The organism is Aporhodopirellula aestuarii (assembly GCF_023701485.1).
In the GTDB taxonomy this organism is placed as follows: domain Bacteria; phylum Planctomycetota; class Planctomycetia; order Pirellulales; family Pirellulaceae; genus Rhodopirellula; species Rhodopirellula aestuarii.
In genome coordinates this window covers 288,962-306,326 of the sequence record NZ_JAMQBK010000024.1, presented here as the reverse complement: position 1 = coordinate 306,326, position 17,365 = coordinate 288,962, and the positions used below count along the sequence as shown (strand labels likewise).

Sequence of the window (17,365 nt, the reverse complement as noted above, 5' to 3'; positions counted from 1 at the left end):
CAAGAGGCTAAAAGGAATGCCAAAGCCGACGCGGAATCGGAGTGAATCGGTAAGCAGGCACATAGAAGTGATTCGGTATAACGACAATTCCGCTGATCGTGATCGGTTCGGCGTAGGCCGGACCAAGGAGCCTAAGCGACGCAGTTCCGGCACGACTGAGCAAGTGAATGCCGGAACTCGCAAAGCCTCGGTCCGGCCTACAGTTCGCGGCAGTTTCGCCAGATGATTCCTGCATACCTGCTTAGGCCGATCGGGCAGCCGATCCGGTCAATCGCCCAACCCGGTAACCGCAAAGCAATCGAACTCGGTTTGGATCGAAGATTCGAAATCGTTGTCGTAACACACCCAGAGCGTTTGTCGCCCATCGGGCAATCGTGGCCCCCAACACAAGCCTTCGGCTTTTTCCTTCGCGTGATCACCGCCGAGCCCAAAACGCGGATCGAGCAGATCGATCAGCAACGTCTTCTTCATCGGCACGACGCCGTCGGGTAAACCTGATTCGGGCAACGAATCGATATCGCACACGTCCGTCGCACCACGCAGATCGGCCAAGTAGATTTTCTTTTCCTTTGCTTCCCGACCGGCCTTGCCATCGCGTTCGATCACGAGGAAGCGGTCTTCGTCGATCGCCAACACTTCGCTCAAACCGTTGCGGTCGTTGTCCATCGTGTAGACGACTTCGCGTTCGCAATGGCGATTCGCGCCGTAAACGATGCAGCGGCAGTTCACCCCTAAGCTCATCCCGTTGTATTGCACGGAATCTTGAACCAATGGGCTCTGCGGCATCGCCAGCATGCATGTTCCACTGGGCGTGATCGCGATTCCTTCTAGACCTCGATTGTAGGCGACACCGCGAGTCACAAAACCGCCTTCGGAGCGAGGGCGACGCAAGAATTTCTCCGGCACCGGATACTCTTCCTTCACCCGGCCCGATGGATCGGCAATGAGAACGTGCGGGCCGTACTCGTCACTGAGCAACAACGAACCATCGGGCAGTCGCCGCAAGCCTTCTAGATCCAGCGCCGTCCATTGGTGATTCGGATCGGTCGAGACGAGGTGTGCTTCGTCGGCAGCGATCGATCCGACGACGGGTTGTCCATCGGGCGTGGAGATCATCCGGGTGGAGATCAACTCACACCGGATCGTGTGCTTTTCGGCGTCCACGATGAGTTCGGCTTCGTGGAAGCGGCATCGATAGGTGACTTCACCATCGCCAGCCCCACGGTCGGCCAACAACAGGAATCGGTTTCCTTCGCCGGTGTATTCCATCGCCGACAGACCGCCGAATTGATCCGCCGCAGATCCATCTTCGAGCCGGCCGCGGTCGCCGCTGAGGTCGTGCGCCGAACCGTCCAGCAACACCGTTGCCACCAATTCGACCGAGACACCCGCAGGGCCCGTGGGCTGAGAGGCGGTGATCGCTTCGGCGGCGCCGACATGCGAACACAGGAAAAAGCTACCGACCAGACATCCCAACGTCAGGAAGCGACGATTCATTCAAATTCCGCCAGCGCGAACCAAGGCCGGGCACAGAGCAATGGAACCCTTCCCATACTGCATCTCTGACCACGTCAAAATCGAATTGTCTGGAGTTTCCAAAAATTTGATATGGCCAAACGATGAAGATCTGATGAAGTCTCCGCGAGCTTGCGGGGACCCCATGTTTTCGCGGCTTAATGACCTTCGAATTTGATCAAATTGATCAAATCTTGCGTCTGCAAACGGGCCGCCGCGTCGGTGCCGTCGAGAACGCCCGCGACGAGCTCGCGTTTGTCCGCGTGCAATTGCAGGATTTGCTCCTCGATCGTGCGTTCGGCAACCAGTCGGTAGACCGTCACCGGTCGCTCCTGTCCGATCCGGTGAGCCCGGTCGGTCGCCTGATCTTCCACGGCCGGATTCCACCACGGGTCGAGGTGCAAGACGTAATCGGCGGCGGTGAGGTTGAGCCCCGTGCCCCCAGCCTTGAGCGAGATCAGGAACAAGTCCCCTTCGCCGTTTTGGAACGCATCGACTCGCCGTTGCCGTTCATGTGAAGGCGTCGCGCCATCGAGATACTGGTACGAAATTCCCCGTTTGTCGAGGACTTCACGGACGACGCTGAGGTGTTTGACGAATTGACTAAACACGAGGGCGCGGTGTTCGCCGTCTCGCAATTCATCGACGAGCGACAAGAGCAACTCGAGTTTGGCCGAGGTTCCTTTCCAAGTCGGTTCAACAAGGGCCGGGTGACAGGCGAGTTGGCGCAGACGCGTCAGCCATGACAGCGTTTGAATCCGGCGTCGGCCTTCGTGTGTTTTGGCACCCTCGGAGGTCGCGTGGGTCAGCTCCGCCAACGCGGCCAAACGAGCGTCTTCATACAGTTTGCGTTCGGCATCGCTGAGTTCCGCCCGTAGCGTGATCTCGGTACGCGGAGGCAACTCTTTGAGCACTTTGTCTTTGGTACGCCGCAAGATAAACGGACGAACCAAACGCGCGAGAGCTTCGCGTCGCTCGGCATCGTTGTGCCGCTCGATCGGCTCTGCAAACCGACTGCGGAACCGTTGCCACGATCCGAGCAGCCCGGGACTGAGCGTGCGGAACAGACTCCACAGTTCGCCCAGGTGGTTCTCCAAAGGCGTCCCCGATAACCCGAGTCGCCAATCGGCTTCGAGCATCCGGATCGCTTGCGAAGTCTTCGTTTGCGAATTCTTGATGAATTGGGCTTCATCGAGCACCAACGTGCTCCAAGACCGAGTCGCGAATCGTTTTGCGTCGCGTTGCATGAGTTGATAGCTGACGATCAACACATCGCCGGGGCCGGAGGTTTTGATGATCTCATCGCGATCACAGTCGCGATACAAAACCGGCGACAGCGACGGTGCGAACTTGGCCGCTTCACGCACCCAGTTTTCACCGACACTCGTCGGCGCGATCACCAACGCGGGGCCGTCGGCGGCGCGATCGATCAGGATGCCCAGCGTCTGCACCGTTTTACCGAGGCCCATGTCGTCGGCCAGCACGCCGCCAACGCCCCATCGACTCAAACGAGACAACCATCGGTATCCGTCGAGCTGATAATCACGCAGCGTCGCGTCGAGGCCTTCGGGGCGATCCGGATTCCAGTCCGCCAACGATTCAAGCCGTTCGATCGCTTGATGCCACGCCGCGGTGGCTTCGAGAACCACGTCATCGCTCAACATCTCCTGCGCCAACGGAACTGCGGCGGCAGGTAGTTTGAGCAACCCCTTCTCTGCGACCAGAGTGTCGGCCAACTGCGTCAGTCGGCGACGGAACGCTTCGCTGATCTTTGCGAACTTGCGGTCACCGACGCGGACGAGTTGCCGGTCTTCGCGAACGGCGAGTAAGAGATCCTGCAGCGGCACTTCGATACCATCGATCGTGACCGATCCCGTCACTCCGAACCAATCTGGCGAATCGTCGATTTGCACCCGCAGCGATTTCGGTGTGATTTCGCCACGAACTCGGAACGTTTCCCCTTCCGGCCATACAATCCGCGGTGCTTCCTCACCCGCATCATGCAATCGGCCGAGCAGGTCCAACGCCGCGTGATCGCTGATCGCGACCCATTCGTGATCGCCATCGCTCGACAATTTGTTTAAACCGAACCGCTCAATCACCTTTTGTGCGTCGCTTAATTCGTTAGTCAGATTTCGTTGAATGCGGACCGGTCCTTGATCGCTCAGGCAGGGCACGAGTTCGGGCGGTTGGCCGGGAACCGGATCATTTCGGAATCGCATGTCGTGAACCCGCAGCGCGACCTTAAGTCCCGCACCGGGGCGCGGACGCATTTGCAAAATCAGCTCGCAATCCGTTGATTGGATCGGCCCCGCCAATTGCGGTGGCAACGCAACATGAATGAACGAATCGATCGAGTTCGCCGATAGGGCCAATTTGGCTGCCGATTGCTCGTCGAGCATCGTGTCTCGGTAATCGTCACGCAGCAGAAACTGCACCAGCCCGCTGGCCGCCGAATCGATCAACGTGCAAACCACAACGCGGTCGTTTTTGCGATCGGCCAGAACAACAACGGGCTCGACCGGACTGGTCTGGCCAAAAATGATTTCACAATCATGCACATCGATATCGATGCCTTCGACGGTGAGCCGCGGACGAAATTGAACCGCGATCGTTTCACCGGGCGGTGGTGCCATCCCGGCGGCCGGCCAATCGCCAGGGCCGTCATTGCCATCGTCGACCGCGGTGAGCGTGGCCGTGCCGGTTTGATTCCCAGACTCCTCTCCGCTTTCGGAACCGACGAGTTCATTGAGCGACTTCGATCGCGCCGTCTTTTTCTTGGTGGCCTTCTTTGTCGACTTCTTGCCGAGCGCGTCGGTGATGGCCGGTTTCGGTTTGGTTGCTGATTGATCGACTTCGACGGGCTGGAGCGTCAGCGTGAGTTGGCTGCTGAAGACGTCGACGGGGGACGCATTTTGGTCGTCCCACATCACGTTCTCGTGACCGGCGAGCAACCGCAAGGCTTGGAACATGCCGAACTGATCTTCGCGGAACCCGTGTGTCGGGATCGATGTCAACGACGCCACTTGGCTGTCGAGCGGATTGGTAAGCAGGTTTTGCTCGAGCAAATCAAAACTGCGGACCTCGCGGCCTTTCGTCCAACCCTTGCCGCCTTTGCGTTGGCGTTGTTCAAAAGGGGTGATCGTCAGCGGTGTGGCCTGTGACGCGATGTTCACGCGCAACCGCCACTGCAACCGCGAGGGCTCCTGTTCGGTTTGGGCGGGGCGAGCGTTCTTGGCACGACGGAGCAGCTCGTCAACGAACTGTTTCCCCGCCGCGACCGCGTCGGCTTTGAGCCCGCCAAGGAATTCGAGCAATTGGCCGTTGCCGCGACGGCGAGCCATTTGTTCTTGCAACCACCAACCCGATGCCAGCGTGTGGGGGCAACGCAAATTGCTTTGATGCGAAACACACCCGCATGCGCACTCGGCACGCAATTGCATGGCCTCGGCGCCCGGATCATCCTCATCGAATTGGGGAGAAACGTTGATCGCGACGCTTTGCAAACGTTCACGGTTGCCTTGAACTTGAAAATCAAAGCGAATGCCGTCGTCACCCTGGGTCAACGTAGGCGTTTTCACGCTCATCATCGCCGCCCGTTTGTCGAATTCCTGATCGTGAGAATCGACTAGTCGTTCGATCGCTTCGCCCAACAGCAGCCCGAGCGATCCGATCTGGTCCTCGGCGATCCAATCCATGCCGTCATCTATCCCGTTGGTGGAAAAACAAGCAATCCCTAAAGGTCCTGCCCCGGCGGCCCGCCAAAGATGCAGTTTTAGGAAATTCGAGCGAACCAGGGTACACGTCAGGGGCTCGGAACGCGATGGCTGATAGGAATTCTTTCTCTGGCGGGGAGATTCACGTCACTATCGCCCTCCCGCAATCGGTGTCGCAGGCGACCGGCATGCCGTTTGCGTCACCAGTCGCCTCCGAGGTCAGGCGACGTGACGTCTGCTGACACGCGACCCGGTCCTCACCCATTTACCGGATCGGCCGGGCGACGCGGAGCAGGACGCCACGCAGACTTCTTGATCTCGGGTGGATTCCCATGACTCAATCGACTGAGGCAACGACTCATGTCACAACGCCAAATACGCATACAGTTACTCTATCTCTTTCTCGCTATTGGCTGCGCAGCCGTCCTGACCGCCGGTTGCGATGCACCGGTCGGTGACAGCGAAATCGATCCGATCCGACAAGAAGAGGTCGATACCGAATATTCCGACTCGATGTTCGACCACGGCACACCGCTTAACGAAACCTCGCCACTGGACGATCCCGTGTCTGAGAACGGACCGGCTGACGAAACGTGGGCCTCACCGGGCGAAGGTGAAAAAGCGAAGTCCGATGCCGAAAACGAGCATCCGCCGGTCAAACCGACCTTCCATTCCAACGCGGGAACGGGCAGTAGCGACCAAGCGGACGAATCCTCCGCGGACGAGGACACGACAGGAAATTAAACGCTCGGCAGCAACGCCAGCGTTGTTGTCGATTGGCAGGGGGTAAGCGGCGATTTTGGTGGATTGCCAAGTCCCGCGGAACGCTCTCCCGAGCCGATCGAGCGAGGCTGCGGAGGGATCCAGAAAGGCGAACGCCCGTGGTTGGTGGTGGGGCGATAATCCCACTACAATGCGATTTTCAGTGAATGAAACTCGCCTTCCCACCTAGGATGCCTCCCCGGCGGCACGGATTAACCATGCTCACCCCCTCCCACCCCACCACTCCCCCCCTCCTCATCTGCTCGCCAACCACTCCTCGTCAAACTTTTCTAAGCGGCTCACGAGCCACCGCGTCACGAATTTTCGGCATGTTCGCCGCCTTCGCGATCACGACATTGGTCGCGTTTGCACCAGTTTCTGTTCACGCCCAAACCGACGTGGATGAAGCTGAGATTGAACAAGCTGCCGGCGAGACGGTCGAAGTCGTCGCGATCAAACGGATGGCGGTCGATGCAGAAGGCCGCGTCGTTAACTTCGTTCGCGACATCGCCCCCATCTTCCGAACCCATTGTTTGGAATGTCACGGCCCCGATGAAGCCAAAAACGATTTCCGGATTGACGATCCGGATCTCGTGTTTGACTACGTCGAAGCGGAAGACGCGATGTCGAGCAGCCTGTTTACGGATTACATGACGACTGACGACGACGACATGTTGATGCCGCCACGTGGCCACGGCGGGCCGCTCAGCGCCAGCGAACTCGCCTTGGTTCGCCTCTGGATCGACGAAGGCGCTCACTGGCCCGAAGACGCGATGCTCGATGGCTCCGGTGCCCCGCTTCCAACCGAGCAAGAGCTCTCGGTCGAAGACATGGGAGTTGTCGCACGGGTTTGGTCGTTCCAAGGGTTCCTGCACCCTGCGACGGTTCACTTCCCGATCGCGATGTTGGTCGTCGGCGCCCTATTCGTCGTACTCGGTTGGAAATGGCCCACGCTGGGAACCCAAATTCCGCTGGCGTGTTTGTTGATCGGTGCCGGTTCGTCGATCGTCGCGACGATGATGGGTTGGTCATTCAGCGTCGAGAAAGGCTATGGCTCATGGGCCCGGATGGATTTCGACGCCGACATCTTCTGGCATCGCTGGACCGCCGTCATCGTGACCGTTTCGGCAACGTTATTTGCGATCATTGCCCTGATGTCGCTCCGCACTCATTCCCCACGCTTGACCACGACATGGAAGATCGGTTTGCTGGTGGTGGCAGGACTGGTGGGCGCCGTCGGGCACCAAGGTGGTGAGCTGACGTACGGGAAAGACTTTTATCCCAAAGCGTTCAGCATTCTGCTCGGAAAGCCGCTCCACCCAGACGATTCCGAAGCGATCGACATTGAACTCCAAGAGATCGAAACGATCGATTCCCAACCGCTGGCCGCTGGCGACTGAGACTAGCGACTCAACCCGGCGACCGCGTATCGTATCGCTCGTTCCACATCGGCCGGCTCGATCTATTTTCGGGCGTCGTGCTCTTTCGGTCCCTTCCCTCTCATTTACGAGATCGTTTCGTTGACTTCGTCTACGCCTGAAATTGTTGAACCGCGTTACCTCAACCGAGAACTCGCGTGGTTGGAGTTCAATTCGAGAGTGCTCGATCAAGCGGACGATCCGGACATGAAGTTGCTCGAAAGGGCCAAATTCCTGGCGATCACCGGATCAAACTTGGATGAATTCGTGATGGTCCGCGTGGGCAGCCTCAAATTGCAGGGCAGCAGCGGAACCGGCCGTCGCGATCCCGCCGGACTCACCGCGACGGAACAACTTCGTGCCGTCGCGTTGCGATGTCATCGCCACGTCAAACGGCAGTACAAGATCTTGCTGGAAGACATCCAGCCGCGACTCGGAGAACGCCACGTCACGCGAGTCGATTTGGAGCAGTGCAGTGATCGCGTCGAAGCGGCCGCGGCGCGGCATTTTCGAGACGACGTCGTGGCCGTTCTATCGCCTCAAGCACTCCATGACCGGCGGTTTCCGATGCTGCCCGGGCTCGGCCTCCACTTGTGCGTCGAACTCCGCGGCGTTGCAGAACTGGCACCACAGAATACCCCCAAAATCAAACGGTCCGACGAAGCCGACGACGACGGATCTGAAAAGGAATTCGAACCTCAATTCGCCGTCATCCCGCTCGGCCGCACCCTCCCGCGAATCGTCCCGCTACCCATCGACAAACACCACGGGGACAAGCATCCCAGCGGTGCTCACGAAAACAGCTTCCATTACGTCCTGCTCGAGGACCTCGTGTCGCATTTCGTATCGGAGTTTTTCCCCGGCCGCGAAGTCGTGCAGTGCAAACCATTTCGGATCACCCGCAACGCCGACGTCGAGTTGCGTGAAGACGGCGCTGGTGATTTGCTCGGTGGGATGGAGGAGGTGCTCGAGAGTCGTCGTTTGTCGGACGTCGTCCGGTTGGAAATGGACGCCTCGGCGAGCGACGCGATTCGCAACTATTTGATGGAGAGTTTCTACGTCGATCCGGACTACGTCTTCCAAATTGAGGGGCCGCTCGACCTGACATATCTCTTTGGGCTGCATGCCATCAAAGGTTTCGATTCGCTGCGTGATGAACCTTGGCCGCCCCAACGCAGCCCAGCGATCGATCCGGCCGAACCGATGTTCTCTTCGATCGCCGCCGGTGACATCATGTTGTTGCACCCTTACGAAACGTTCGATCCGGTCGTGCGTCTGATCGAAGAAGCCGCGACGGATCCTGACGTTTTGGCGGTCAAACAGATCTTGTACCGAACGAGTCGTGACAGCCCGATCGTGGCCGCGCTCAAACGCGCCGCCGAACGCGGGAAATACGTTACCGCAATCGTGGAACTCAAAGCTCGGTTTGACGAAGCCCGTAATATTGAGTGGGCACGCGAAATGGAACAATCCGGCGTGCAAGTGATCTACGGAATTCGTGGATTGAAGACGCACGCGAAAGTCTGCATCATCGTTCGCCGTGAACCGCAAGGGCTCGTCCGCTACGTGCACTTCGGCACGGGCAACTACAACGAAGTCACCGCGAACCTGTATGGCGACGTTTCGATTTTGACGAAAGATGAAACGCTCGGCACCGACGCGACGATGTTCTTCAATGCCGTCACCGGCGCCAGTCAACCGCAACCGCTGCAACAACTCGCGATCGCGCCGTTGACACTTCGCCGTACCATTCTGGAAATGATCCGCGGCGAAACCGAACGATCCAAACAGGGGCAGAAAGCCGAGATCGTTGCCAAACTCAACGCCCTCGTCGATACCGAGGTGATCGAATCGCTGTATGAAGCCAGCCAAGCGGGAGTCAAGATCCGGTTGAACGTTCGTGGGGTCTGCTGCCTCCGTCCCGGCATCCCGGGACTCAGTGAATCGATCGAAGTCGTTTCGATTGTCGACCGATTTTTGGAACACGCCCGTGTGTTCTATTTCCGTCACGGTGGAGACTCGATGCTCTTCATCAGCAGTGCGGACTGGATGCCACGCAACCTCGACCGTCGCGTCGAGTTGCTCGTACCCGTGCTCGATTCGGCGATCAGTAAACGGCTGCGTGAATCGCTGCAAATGTATTTCCGCGACAACCAAAACGCGTGGTCGATGCAGCCCGATGGGTCGTATAAACGCATTGTCGCGAGCAAGAAACAAAAACCGTTTCGGGTCCAGGAAGCCCTGTATCGAAAGACCGTCGAGAACATTCGCCAGATCAAACAAAGCTCGAGGTTGGTTTTTGAAGCTCATCGCCCCGGCGATTGAGGCTTTTCAGACGCCGACGCATTCCGGAGACCGATTTGCGACGGCAATGCTACCCACCCGACCGATCTGTGTTTTGGCACTCGACCGACTCAGACAATCCCTGCACGACCTAGCGTGAGCGACGCCTCTTTGCCGCTTCGTTGTACTTTCGTCAAGCAGATTCGTTACACTCGTCGGTATGCCAAACCCTACTGAATCTTCCCCGTCACCGTCGATTCATCCGTCATCGATGCAACCGATCGTGCGCAGCCGCGTGCTGCCCCGGGTTTCGTTTCGATCGATGATGATCGCGACGGTGATTGCAGCCGTCATCGCCGCCGTCGCACGTGCCGCCGGCGACGGAGCCACCTTCGCCAAAGCTTCCATCGCTGCGGGTTGTTTCTTCGCACTGTTTTTTGTATTCGCGGCGTTGGCGTTCTTGATGTCGTGGGCGACGGCCAAGCTCGTGATCGGAAGGTTCGATAACGCTCGCGAAGGCAGTCCGTTCGCCAAGGATCAATTGCCCCCGCAACTGCTCAAACCTCGCGAACCGGAACAGTGATGCCCGTTTCCATCATGCCCGCCCCACGCCGGGGGCTCGGATACGCAGCGAGAATTTTGCTGGGTGTCGTCACCGTGTCAGCGATCATCGTCATGTCGCCCGTTCGGTTGCTTGCGCAATCGAACTCGGCGTCACTCGATGCGATCGATCCGCAACCCGCCGCCCGTTTCCTCCGTGACGGCGATTCACTGGTAGCCCGTTTCCCGACCGGCACAACCAACCGCCTCGGGTGGACCATGCGGGTCTGGATCTCGTCGCATCTGACGGCCGACACGATGCGCGTCGAGTTGGAATTCGCCACCACCGGCGGTCCCACCACGGCTGACCTAAATCTCGACCTGAGATTAACACCAAAACCAGACGGACACTCTCCGCCCCAATCGAGTTTACGCGCGTCGCTTCCGATTCAAATCCCGGAAGGCACTGAGCGAGTTCGTCTCGCCCGTCATCTGCCTAAGTCGTCGTTCGGCAATTACTACCTCGTCCAGCTTTTGGAAGACGGTCGCGCGATCCGCAATTGCCAATCCGACGTGGGTTCCCCAATCAGCTACCGTGACTCCGAGATGTACGTCAACGCGCTCCAGCAAAGCCTTTGGGAAGTGCTTTGGGTGGAATCGGAAATCGACGCGCCATCGCGCAATGGCTCGATGCAGATGTGGACTTTGATTAACACCCCAAGTCCGTATCGAATCGCCACTGACCCGCAGGAATGGGAACGCCGCATGAGCGAACCGGAGGTGGCGGACGAACAGGGGCATTTCCGCTCGGTGAAGCCTGGAAGTCTGCCGGCAGATTGGCGTGCCTATCGCCCCTTTGATGCCGTCATGATGCACGGTGAAGATTGGCAGTCAATTTCCGAAGCAGGCTCGCCTCAGGCGATCGCGCTGCGAGAATGGATTCAATCCGGCGGGATTCTGGTCGTACGCGACGCGGCCGCGCCCGACCAGGCACTGGGATCGTCGAATGCGTATCGGACGCCATCACGTGAAACGCTACGCGAGGGTGAGCAGGGCTGCTCCTCGATCGCGGCGCGATACGATTCGTTGGCAAACGCCAACAGTGACGAGCTGTCGCGAGAACTCAGCTACAGCGTCAATGCGGATGAAAACGTGCAGCTCTGGCGAGACTGGTTGCCGTCTGCCGCCGAACAAATCCGCACCTCGCTGAAACAGTATCCGCCCGCCCACGCGATGCGACCGGACGGAGTCCGCGCCCGCAATGAACTGGCCGGGATGATCGTTTACCTGGGCAAACAAAGCCGTGACGATGGGACGACTGGTGCAAAGGCGGACAGCGAACAATCGTCAGGCGATGATCGGACCGCCGTTGCACCGATCCAAGCATTGCAGTGGTGGGCGGCACTGAACCTGATGAGTTGGCAGCGATCGCGATTGATTCGCAGCGGTGTCGATCCGATCCTCGGCAGCCAGCGTTTCTTTCAGTGGGTGATCCCTGGTGTCTCGCAGCCTCCCGTTTACACGTTCATGGGGCTGCTCGGATTGTTTGTCATTCTCGTCGGCCCGGTCGCCTATCGAAAAACGGCAAAAGCCGGGCGCAGCTATCTGATGTTCGCGATCGCGCCGATTCTCGCCATCGGTACCACCGCCGCGATGCTCGGATATGGCGTTATCGCCGACGGATTCGAAACACGATTGCGTGTTCGACAAATCACGTGGGTGGACGGCACAACCGGTGATGCCAGTACCCGCAGTCGCAGCACCTATTTCGCCGGCATCCGCCCGTCCAACGGATTGAGCTTCCCGCCCGATTCCGAGGTGACACTGTATCCGGACAATCAATCACGCGACTGGGAGTCGAGAATCGGTGAACGCTTCGACTCTCGCGGCCTTGTGACGGCAAGTGCCAATGCACTGAACTTCGATCGCGACTTTCTGCCCAGTCGTCAGCAACGCCAATTTGTTACTGTTCAACCGCGGTCCTCGTGGGGGCGCATTCGCATCGGGGAGAATACCTCGTCTGACCCGCTGCCCGTTATCAAGCCCATCTCAGCCGAGCAGCCGTTGCCCTCTGGAAAAGACACGTCGCAGGAGAAACCACTCGAAGGACCGGAGTCGATGATCGTCTACAGCGAATCCGATGTGCCGCTGCATGAACTGATCGTCTGCGATGCGAAATTACGGTACTACTACACCGAAGAACTCCCGGCACGATCATCCGCAATTGCTGTGCAAATCAGCAAAAAGAACGCGTCCGAACGCATGGGTGAAATGTACAAACGCCAGTGGCTGATCAGCGACGTGGTTGAGCGCCGACGAAATAACTCCGCGAATAACCGTAGTTACGACAACGGCACATCCGATATCGTCTCGGAACAACTCAACGCATTTGCTACTGTGGTCAAACCGACCGATGGCGTGTTCGAGTATGAACTCCAACAACGCATGCAACTTCAGTCCGACTTGCCTGCCAACAGTTTCCTCGGCCTCACTGATATCTCGGCGGATGCGATCGCGATTCCTGGTACCAATGTCTACGACAGCATCCATTACGTGATGGGCACCCTGCCATGAGCGAGCCTAACGACTTCACGGCCCCCGATCCCGATCACGCGGACGACAATTCCGCGGATCGCAATCACGACGCTCCCAGTCCAAACGGTGACGGTCACGCTCGTCAGCCCAACGAATCGGTCTCGCTCGTCGAACCCATCTTCCCCCAACGAACACCGGTGAACGTGCACACCAACGGCAGTGAGTGCATCGAACTGCGTCGCTTGTATCGCTACTTTGGCAAAACCAAAGCGGTTCACGACATCTCATTTTCGGTCGCCCGCGGGCACGTGTTCGGTTACATCGGCCCCAACGGTGCTGGGAAGACGACGTCGATGCGGATCCTGGCCACACTCGACCTGCCCAGTTACGGCGACGCGTTCGTCGACGGTTTTTCGGTTGTCAACGATCCCGAACTCGTTCGTCGTCGCTTAGGATTCATGCCCGATTCGTTTGGGACGTACCGTGACGTCAATTGCGAAGAGTACCTCGACTTCTTTGCGCGGGCGTACGGTCTCGTCGGCCGCGAGCGAACCCAACGACTCCGCTGGGTGCTCGAATTCACCGGCACCGTCGGCATGAAAGACAAGCCGATCCGGGGGCTTTCCAAAGGGATGAAACAACGACTGTGTCTCGGCCGGGCCCTGATTCACGGCCCTGCCGTGATGATCCTCGACGAACCCGCCGCGGGCCTCGACCCCAGGGCGCGGATTCAACTCCGCAAGATGATTCGCGAACTCGCTGATCGCGGCAAAACGATCCTTATCAGCAGTCACATCCTCACCGAACTCGCCGAAATGTGTGACGCCGTTGGGATCATCGAGCAAGGACAATTGCTCGCCACCGGCAGCGTCGACGAGATTCAAAAACAACGCAATCAAACCCGCGAAATCACCCTCCGCATTCTCGAACGTGCCGAGGAAGCCGCCGAACAACTCTCCGCGATCCAGCAAGATCCCGACGCAGCGACCCATGTCCTCGGCGAGATCATCATCGACGGCGAGCTACTGCGATTTGCATTCGAAGGCGAGCTACGAGATCAAGCCGAGTTGGTCGCTTGGCTTGTCTGCCAAGGCTACGCGGTCGCCGAAGTCACTTCGCACCGCAAAAGTCTCGAAGACGTGTTCCTCCAAGTCACCGAAGGCCTGGTCCAGTAAGCCGCTCACGAACACGCAACGTCGTAGAACTAACCATCCCAACTCCCAACTCCCAACTCCCAACTCCCAGCTCCCAGCTCCCAGCTCCCAGCTAGCTCAAAAAGACCTGCCAATTCTCTCCGCTCACCTGCTGAGAACCGAAGCCACCAAGCCGACCGGTACATCACCGGAGTGCCAGCGTCTCGTCGTCACCGTTTGAAGAACGCCCGCTCAGTGCCGCCACTCGTCGATCAGCGACGCGACCAGTCCGGTCCAGCCTGTTTGATGAGTCGCGCCCAGGCCTTCACCCGTTTCGGCGTTGAAGTACTCATGGAAGAGCAGGTAGTCGCGCCAATGAGGGTCGTTTTGCATCTTTTCCCGGTTGCCGAAAATCGGACGTCGTCCCTCCGCATTGCGGACGAAAAGATTGATCATTCCGTTGGCAAAACCTCCCGCCAGATCCATCAGTCGGACTTCCTCATCGGGGGCCTCGGGAGTTCGGATTTGGAGGGAATCACCGTAGGCGGTGGCAAGCTTGCGGAGTGATTCGATCATCAAGAACGTTGTCGGAAACCAGACCGGTCCACGCCAGTTCGAGTTGCCCCCTTTGAGCCAGCTCAGCGTTTCGCCTGGTTCATAGCTGACGGTTTGTCCGGAAAATGAGAAGGGATGTTGTTGATGGTGTTTCGAGAGACTTCGCAATCCATACACGCTGCGGAAGTCCTCTGGGTTCCATAGCCGCTGAAGGATTTTCTTGAGCTGATCGTCATTGACGACCGACAGCAGGTGGACGGTCCCCTGGTTGCCCGCGAAGGTCGAGACGCAGTGCTGTGTGACGTTGTTACGGTTCCTCATGAACCACTCAAAGTTCTCGCGAAAGCCGTCGAAGCTTTGCAACCATTTTTCTTCCAAACGCTCAACGGCAAACAGCGGAATGAGGCTGACAAGTGAACGCACTTTAAATGGTTCATGGGAACCATCGGGGTGAATGAAGACGTCATAGAACAAACCGTCCTCGTCGCACCAAAGTTTACAATCCATACCGCCCATGTGTTTGATGGCCGATCCGATGTACGTGTAGTGCTCAAAGAATTTCGTCGCGAGTCCGACGTAGGTTTGGTTTTCCTTTGCCAGTTCCAAGGCGATGCGCATCATGTTCAAGCAGAACATGCCCATCCAACCGGTGCCGTCGGCCTGCTTGAGTTGGCCGTCGGCGCACGGCCGGCTGCGATCAAAGACCGTGATGTTGTCGAGACCGAGGAAGCCGCCTTCGAAGACATTGTTGCCTTCCGTGTCCACCTTGTTCACCCACCACGTGAAGTTGAGCAACAGCTTGTGAAAACACCTCTCGAGGAACTCGCGATCCGCTTGACCGTTGCGGACCCGGTCCATGTTGTAAACTCGCCACACGGCCCAAGCATGTACCGGCGGGTTGAGGTCGGAGAATTCCCACTCGTATGCAGGGATTTGTCCGCTGGAATGCTGGAATTGCTCGAACAACATCAGCCACAGTTGTTCCTTGGCAAACTCGGCATCGACGAGCGCCAAGGGGATGCAGTGAAAGGCGAGATCCCAAGCGGCAAACCAAGGGTACTCCCATTTGTCAGGCATCGAGAGAATCCGCATGGAATTGAGATGCTTCCATTGCCCATTACGGATTTTCCTTCGGCCCGGCGGTGGCGGAACGTTCGGGTTGTCTCCGCGGAGCCAGAGGTCAACATCGAACAAATAGATTTGCTTCGTCCAGAGCATGCCGGCGAGGGCTTGCCGCTGGATCAATTTCTCATCGGCGGTGGCCTTGGGTGGATGAATGGACTCGTAGAACTTGTCCGCATCCTCTTTACGCCGTTGGACAATCGCATCGAAGTCGCCAAACGGATCGTGTTGACGTGTATCGGTCAACCGGCAGCGGATTACGACGCTACCGCCCGCGGGAATGGAAACCGGTCCGTAATGGATCGCCGCTTTCGTTCCAAACTGTTGGTGATTGATGCATTCCTCTTGGTCGATGACGTGCCGGTGAAACGCATCCTTCACGTAAGGACTGGCGTTCTGCGCAGTGGCCCCGTAGAGTTTTTCGGCGTTGTTTTCGTTGTCCGTGAACAGCGGCTTGCCGCCCGCTTCGGCATAGAGAAAGCGAACTCCGAGTTCATAGGGTACCATCAGGTTCTGTAGCGAAGCGGCGTTGGTATCGTCGGCGACGAGGCATGAGAACTTATCGTTCTGCTGGTTGAGTTTGATTGTTGGCCGCTTGCCCCGCTCGGCACCCCATCCCCAAGTGTTGCGAAACCAGAGATGCGGCAGGACGTGAAGCGATTCTGCAACGCTGCCACGGTTATGGACTTCAATCTTGATGCACAAGTCTTCCGGAGAATTCTTGGCATACTCTACGAAGACATCGAAATAGGCGTTGTCGTCGAAGACTCCCGTATCGAGCAATTCGTACTCGGGCTGATCTTTGCCGCGTTTGCGTCCCTCTTCGACTAACTTCGCGTAGGGGAACTCCCGGTGCGGATACTTATAGAGGTATCGCATGTAGGAGTGCGTCGGTGTTGAATCGAGATAGTAATAGTACTCTTTGACGTCTTCGCCATGGTTACCCTCGGCGGGGATGGTTCCGAACAGACGCTCCTTGAGGATCGGATCGCGGCCATTCCATAACGCGAGTGCGAAGCACAGCAGTTGATACCGATCACAGACTCCGGCCAAGCCATCTTCGCCCCACCGATAGGCTTTGGAACGGGCATCGTCATGCGTTACATAATTCCAGGCGTCTCCGTCGGCGCTGTAGTCTTCGCGGACCGTACCCCAGGAACGTTCGGCGACGTACGGCCCCCAGCGTTTCCAGTTATGGGGCTGCGAGCCATTTTGGTACAAGCGTTGATGCTCGTCGGTAGTTTGATTCATGGTGCCGTTTCGTGCTCGACAGTCCGCGAACGGACGGGGCCAACCAGATCGCAGAAGAACGCAGCACCACGCAATTGCAGATGCGACCGGCGCAGCTCCCTTCCTTCCCTACCATACTAAGCCATCGCAACGCATGTCGTTGAAGAATCGACAGAATGTCCGTTTGCTTTGGTCCTCGCGGCGAGGTGCGAAGCGAATGATCCGCGGAGATGATTGGGCGCCCCCAAAGTGCAGCCTAATCACTGGGGTAATACCGGACGTCTCAAGCCGTTCCGCTAAGGATCTTAGCGGCAGGACGCGAGACCTCCGGTTTAAACAGCCCTCAACTTGAGGTGAGACAAAACACTCATGGCTAACCATTTTTTTGTTTGACCGCGATCAGGCATGGCCATCATCCAAGGGGCGTCGTGGACATGCTAACGCCATGCGGTCGCAGACTGCTCGTTGCCAAGGCTAAGCAGGTACATAGAAGTGATTCGGTATAACGACAATTCCGCTGGTCGTGATTGGTTCGGCGTAGGCCGGACCAAGGAGC

Annotated in this window: 9 protein-coding genes; 6 read left to right on the top strand and 3 right to left on the bottom strand. The window is 58.0% G+C overall.

Annotation, left to right across the window (positions count from 1 at the left end):
• Positions 1-267: 267 nt before the first annotated feature.
• Positions 268-1,497, bottom strand: a complete 1,230-nt coding sequence (locus tag NB063_RS09690; RefSeq protein WP_250928522.1) for an esterase-like activity of phytase family protein — start codon at positions 1,495-1,497, stop codon at positions 268-270.
• A gap of 176 nt (positions 1,498-1,673) precedes the next feature.
• Positions 1,674-5,213 (bottom strand): DEAD/DEAH box helicase, encoded by a 3,540-nt coding sequence (locus NB063_RS09685; protein WP_250928521.1) that lies wholly within the window; start codon positions 5,211-5,213, stop codon positions 1,674-1,676.
• A gap of 378 nt (positions 5,214-5,591) precedes the next feature.
• On the opposite strand from NB063_RS09685, the gene NB063_RS09680 reads away from it, so the two are divergent.
• The 6 genes from NB063_RS09680 to NB063_RS09655 all read left to right on the top strand — a co-directional run bounded on the left by NB063_RS09680 (position 5,592) and on the right by NB063_RS09655 (position 13,944).
• A complete protein-coding gene (locus NB063_RS09680) occupies positions 5,592-5,975 on the top strand; it encodes a membrane or secreted protein (protein WP_250928520.1) in 384 nt (127 codons plus the stop codon).
• Between the two features lie 347 nt (positions 5,976-6,322).
• Positions 6,323-7,393, top strand: a complete 1,071-nt coding sequence (locus tag NB063_RS09675) for a c-type cytochrome domain-containing protein (RefSeq protein ID WP_250928519.1) — start codon at positions 6,323-6,325, stop codon at positions 7,391-7,393.
• Between the two features lie 120 nt (positions 7,394-7,513).
• Entirely contained in the window at positions 7,514-9,736 is a 2,223-nt protein-coding gene (gene ppk1 / locus NB063_RS09670; protein WP_250928518.1) for a polyphosphate kinase 1, read from the top strand.
• A 178-nt stretch (positions 9,737-9,914) separates the two neighbouring features.
• Positions 9,915-10,277: a hypothetical protein gene (locus NB063_RS09665; RefSeq protein ID WP_250928517.1), complete on the top strand. Its 363-nt coding sequence runs from the start codon at positions 9,915-9,917 to the stop codon at positions 10,275-10,277.
• Positions 10,277-12,808, top strand: coding sequence for a Hint domain-containing protein (locus tag NB063_RS09660; RefSeq protein ID WP_250928516.1), 2,532 nt, complete (start codon positions 10,277-10,279; stop codon positions 12,806-12,808). Before NB063_RS09665 ends, NB063_RS09660 begins: the two co-directional genes overlap by 1 nt.
• 164 nt (positions 12,809-12,972) lie before the next feature.
• The gene (locus NB063_RS09655) at positions 12,973-13,944 is read left to right on the top strand and encodes an ABC transporter ATP-binding protein (RefSeq protein WP_250928527.1); all 972 of its coding nucleotides are present in this window, start codon (positions 12,973-12,975) and stop codon (positions 13,942-13,944) included.
• A gap of 210 nt (positions 13,945-14,154) precedes the next feature.
• Here NB063_RS09655 and NB063_RS09650 read toward each other — a convergent pair whose 3' ends face one another.
• Positions 14,155-16,830, bottom strand: a complete 2,676-nt coding sequence (locus NB063_RS09650) for an MGH1-like glycoside hydrolase domain-containing protein (RefSeq protein WP_250928515.1) — start codon at positions 16,828-16,830, stop codon at positions 14,155-14,157.
• Positions 16,831-17,365: the final 535 nt, after the last annotated feature.

What these genes read in the sequence shown, in the direction of transcription:
- NB063_RS09675 (WP_250928519.1), top strand. Translation starts at nt 6,323, where the DNA reads ATGTTCGCCGCCTTCGCGATCACGACATTGGTCGCGTTTGCACCAGTT.
- NB063_RS09690 (WP_250928522.1), bottom strand. Translation starts at nt 1,497, where the DNA reads ATGAATCGTCGCTTCCTGACGTTGGGATGTCTGGTCGGTAGCTTTTTC.
- NB063_RS09665 (WP_250928517.1), top strand. Translation starts at nt 9,915, where the DNA reads ATGCCAAACCCTACTGAATCTTCCCCGTCACCGTCGATTCATCCGTCA.
- NB063_RS09685 (WP_250928521.1), bottom strand. Translation starts at nt 5,213, where the DNA reads ATGGATTGGATCGCCGAGGACCAGATCGGATCGCTCGGGCTGCTGTTG.
- NB063_RS09660 (WP_250928516.1), top strand. Translation starts at nt 10,277, where the DNA reads ATGCCCGTTTCCATCATGCCCGCCCCACGCCGGGGGCTCGGATACGCA.
- NB063_RS09680 (WP_250928520.1), top strand. Translation starts at nt 5,592, where the DNA reads ATGTCACAACGCCAAATACGCATACAGTTACTCTATCTCTTTCTCGCT.
- NB063_RS09650 (WP_250928515.1), bottom strand. Translation starts at nt 16,830, where the DNA reads ATGAATCAAACTACCGACGAGCATCAACGCTTGTACCAAAATGGCTCG.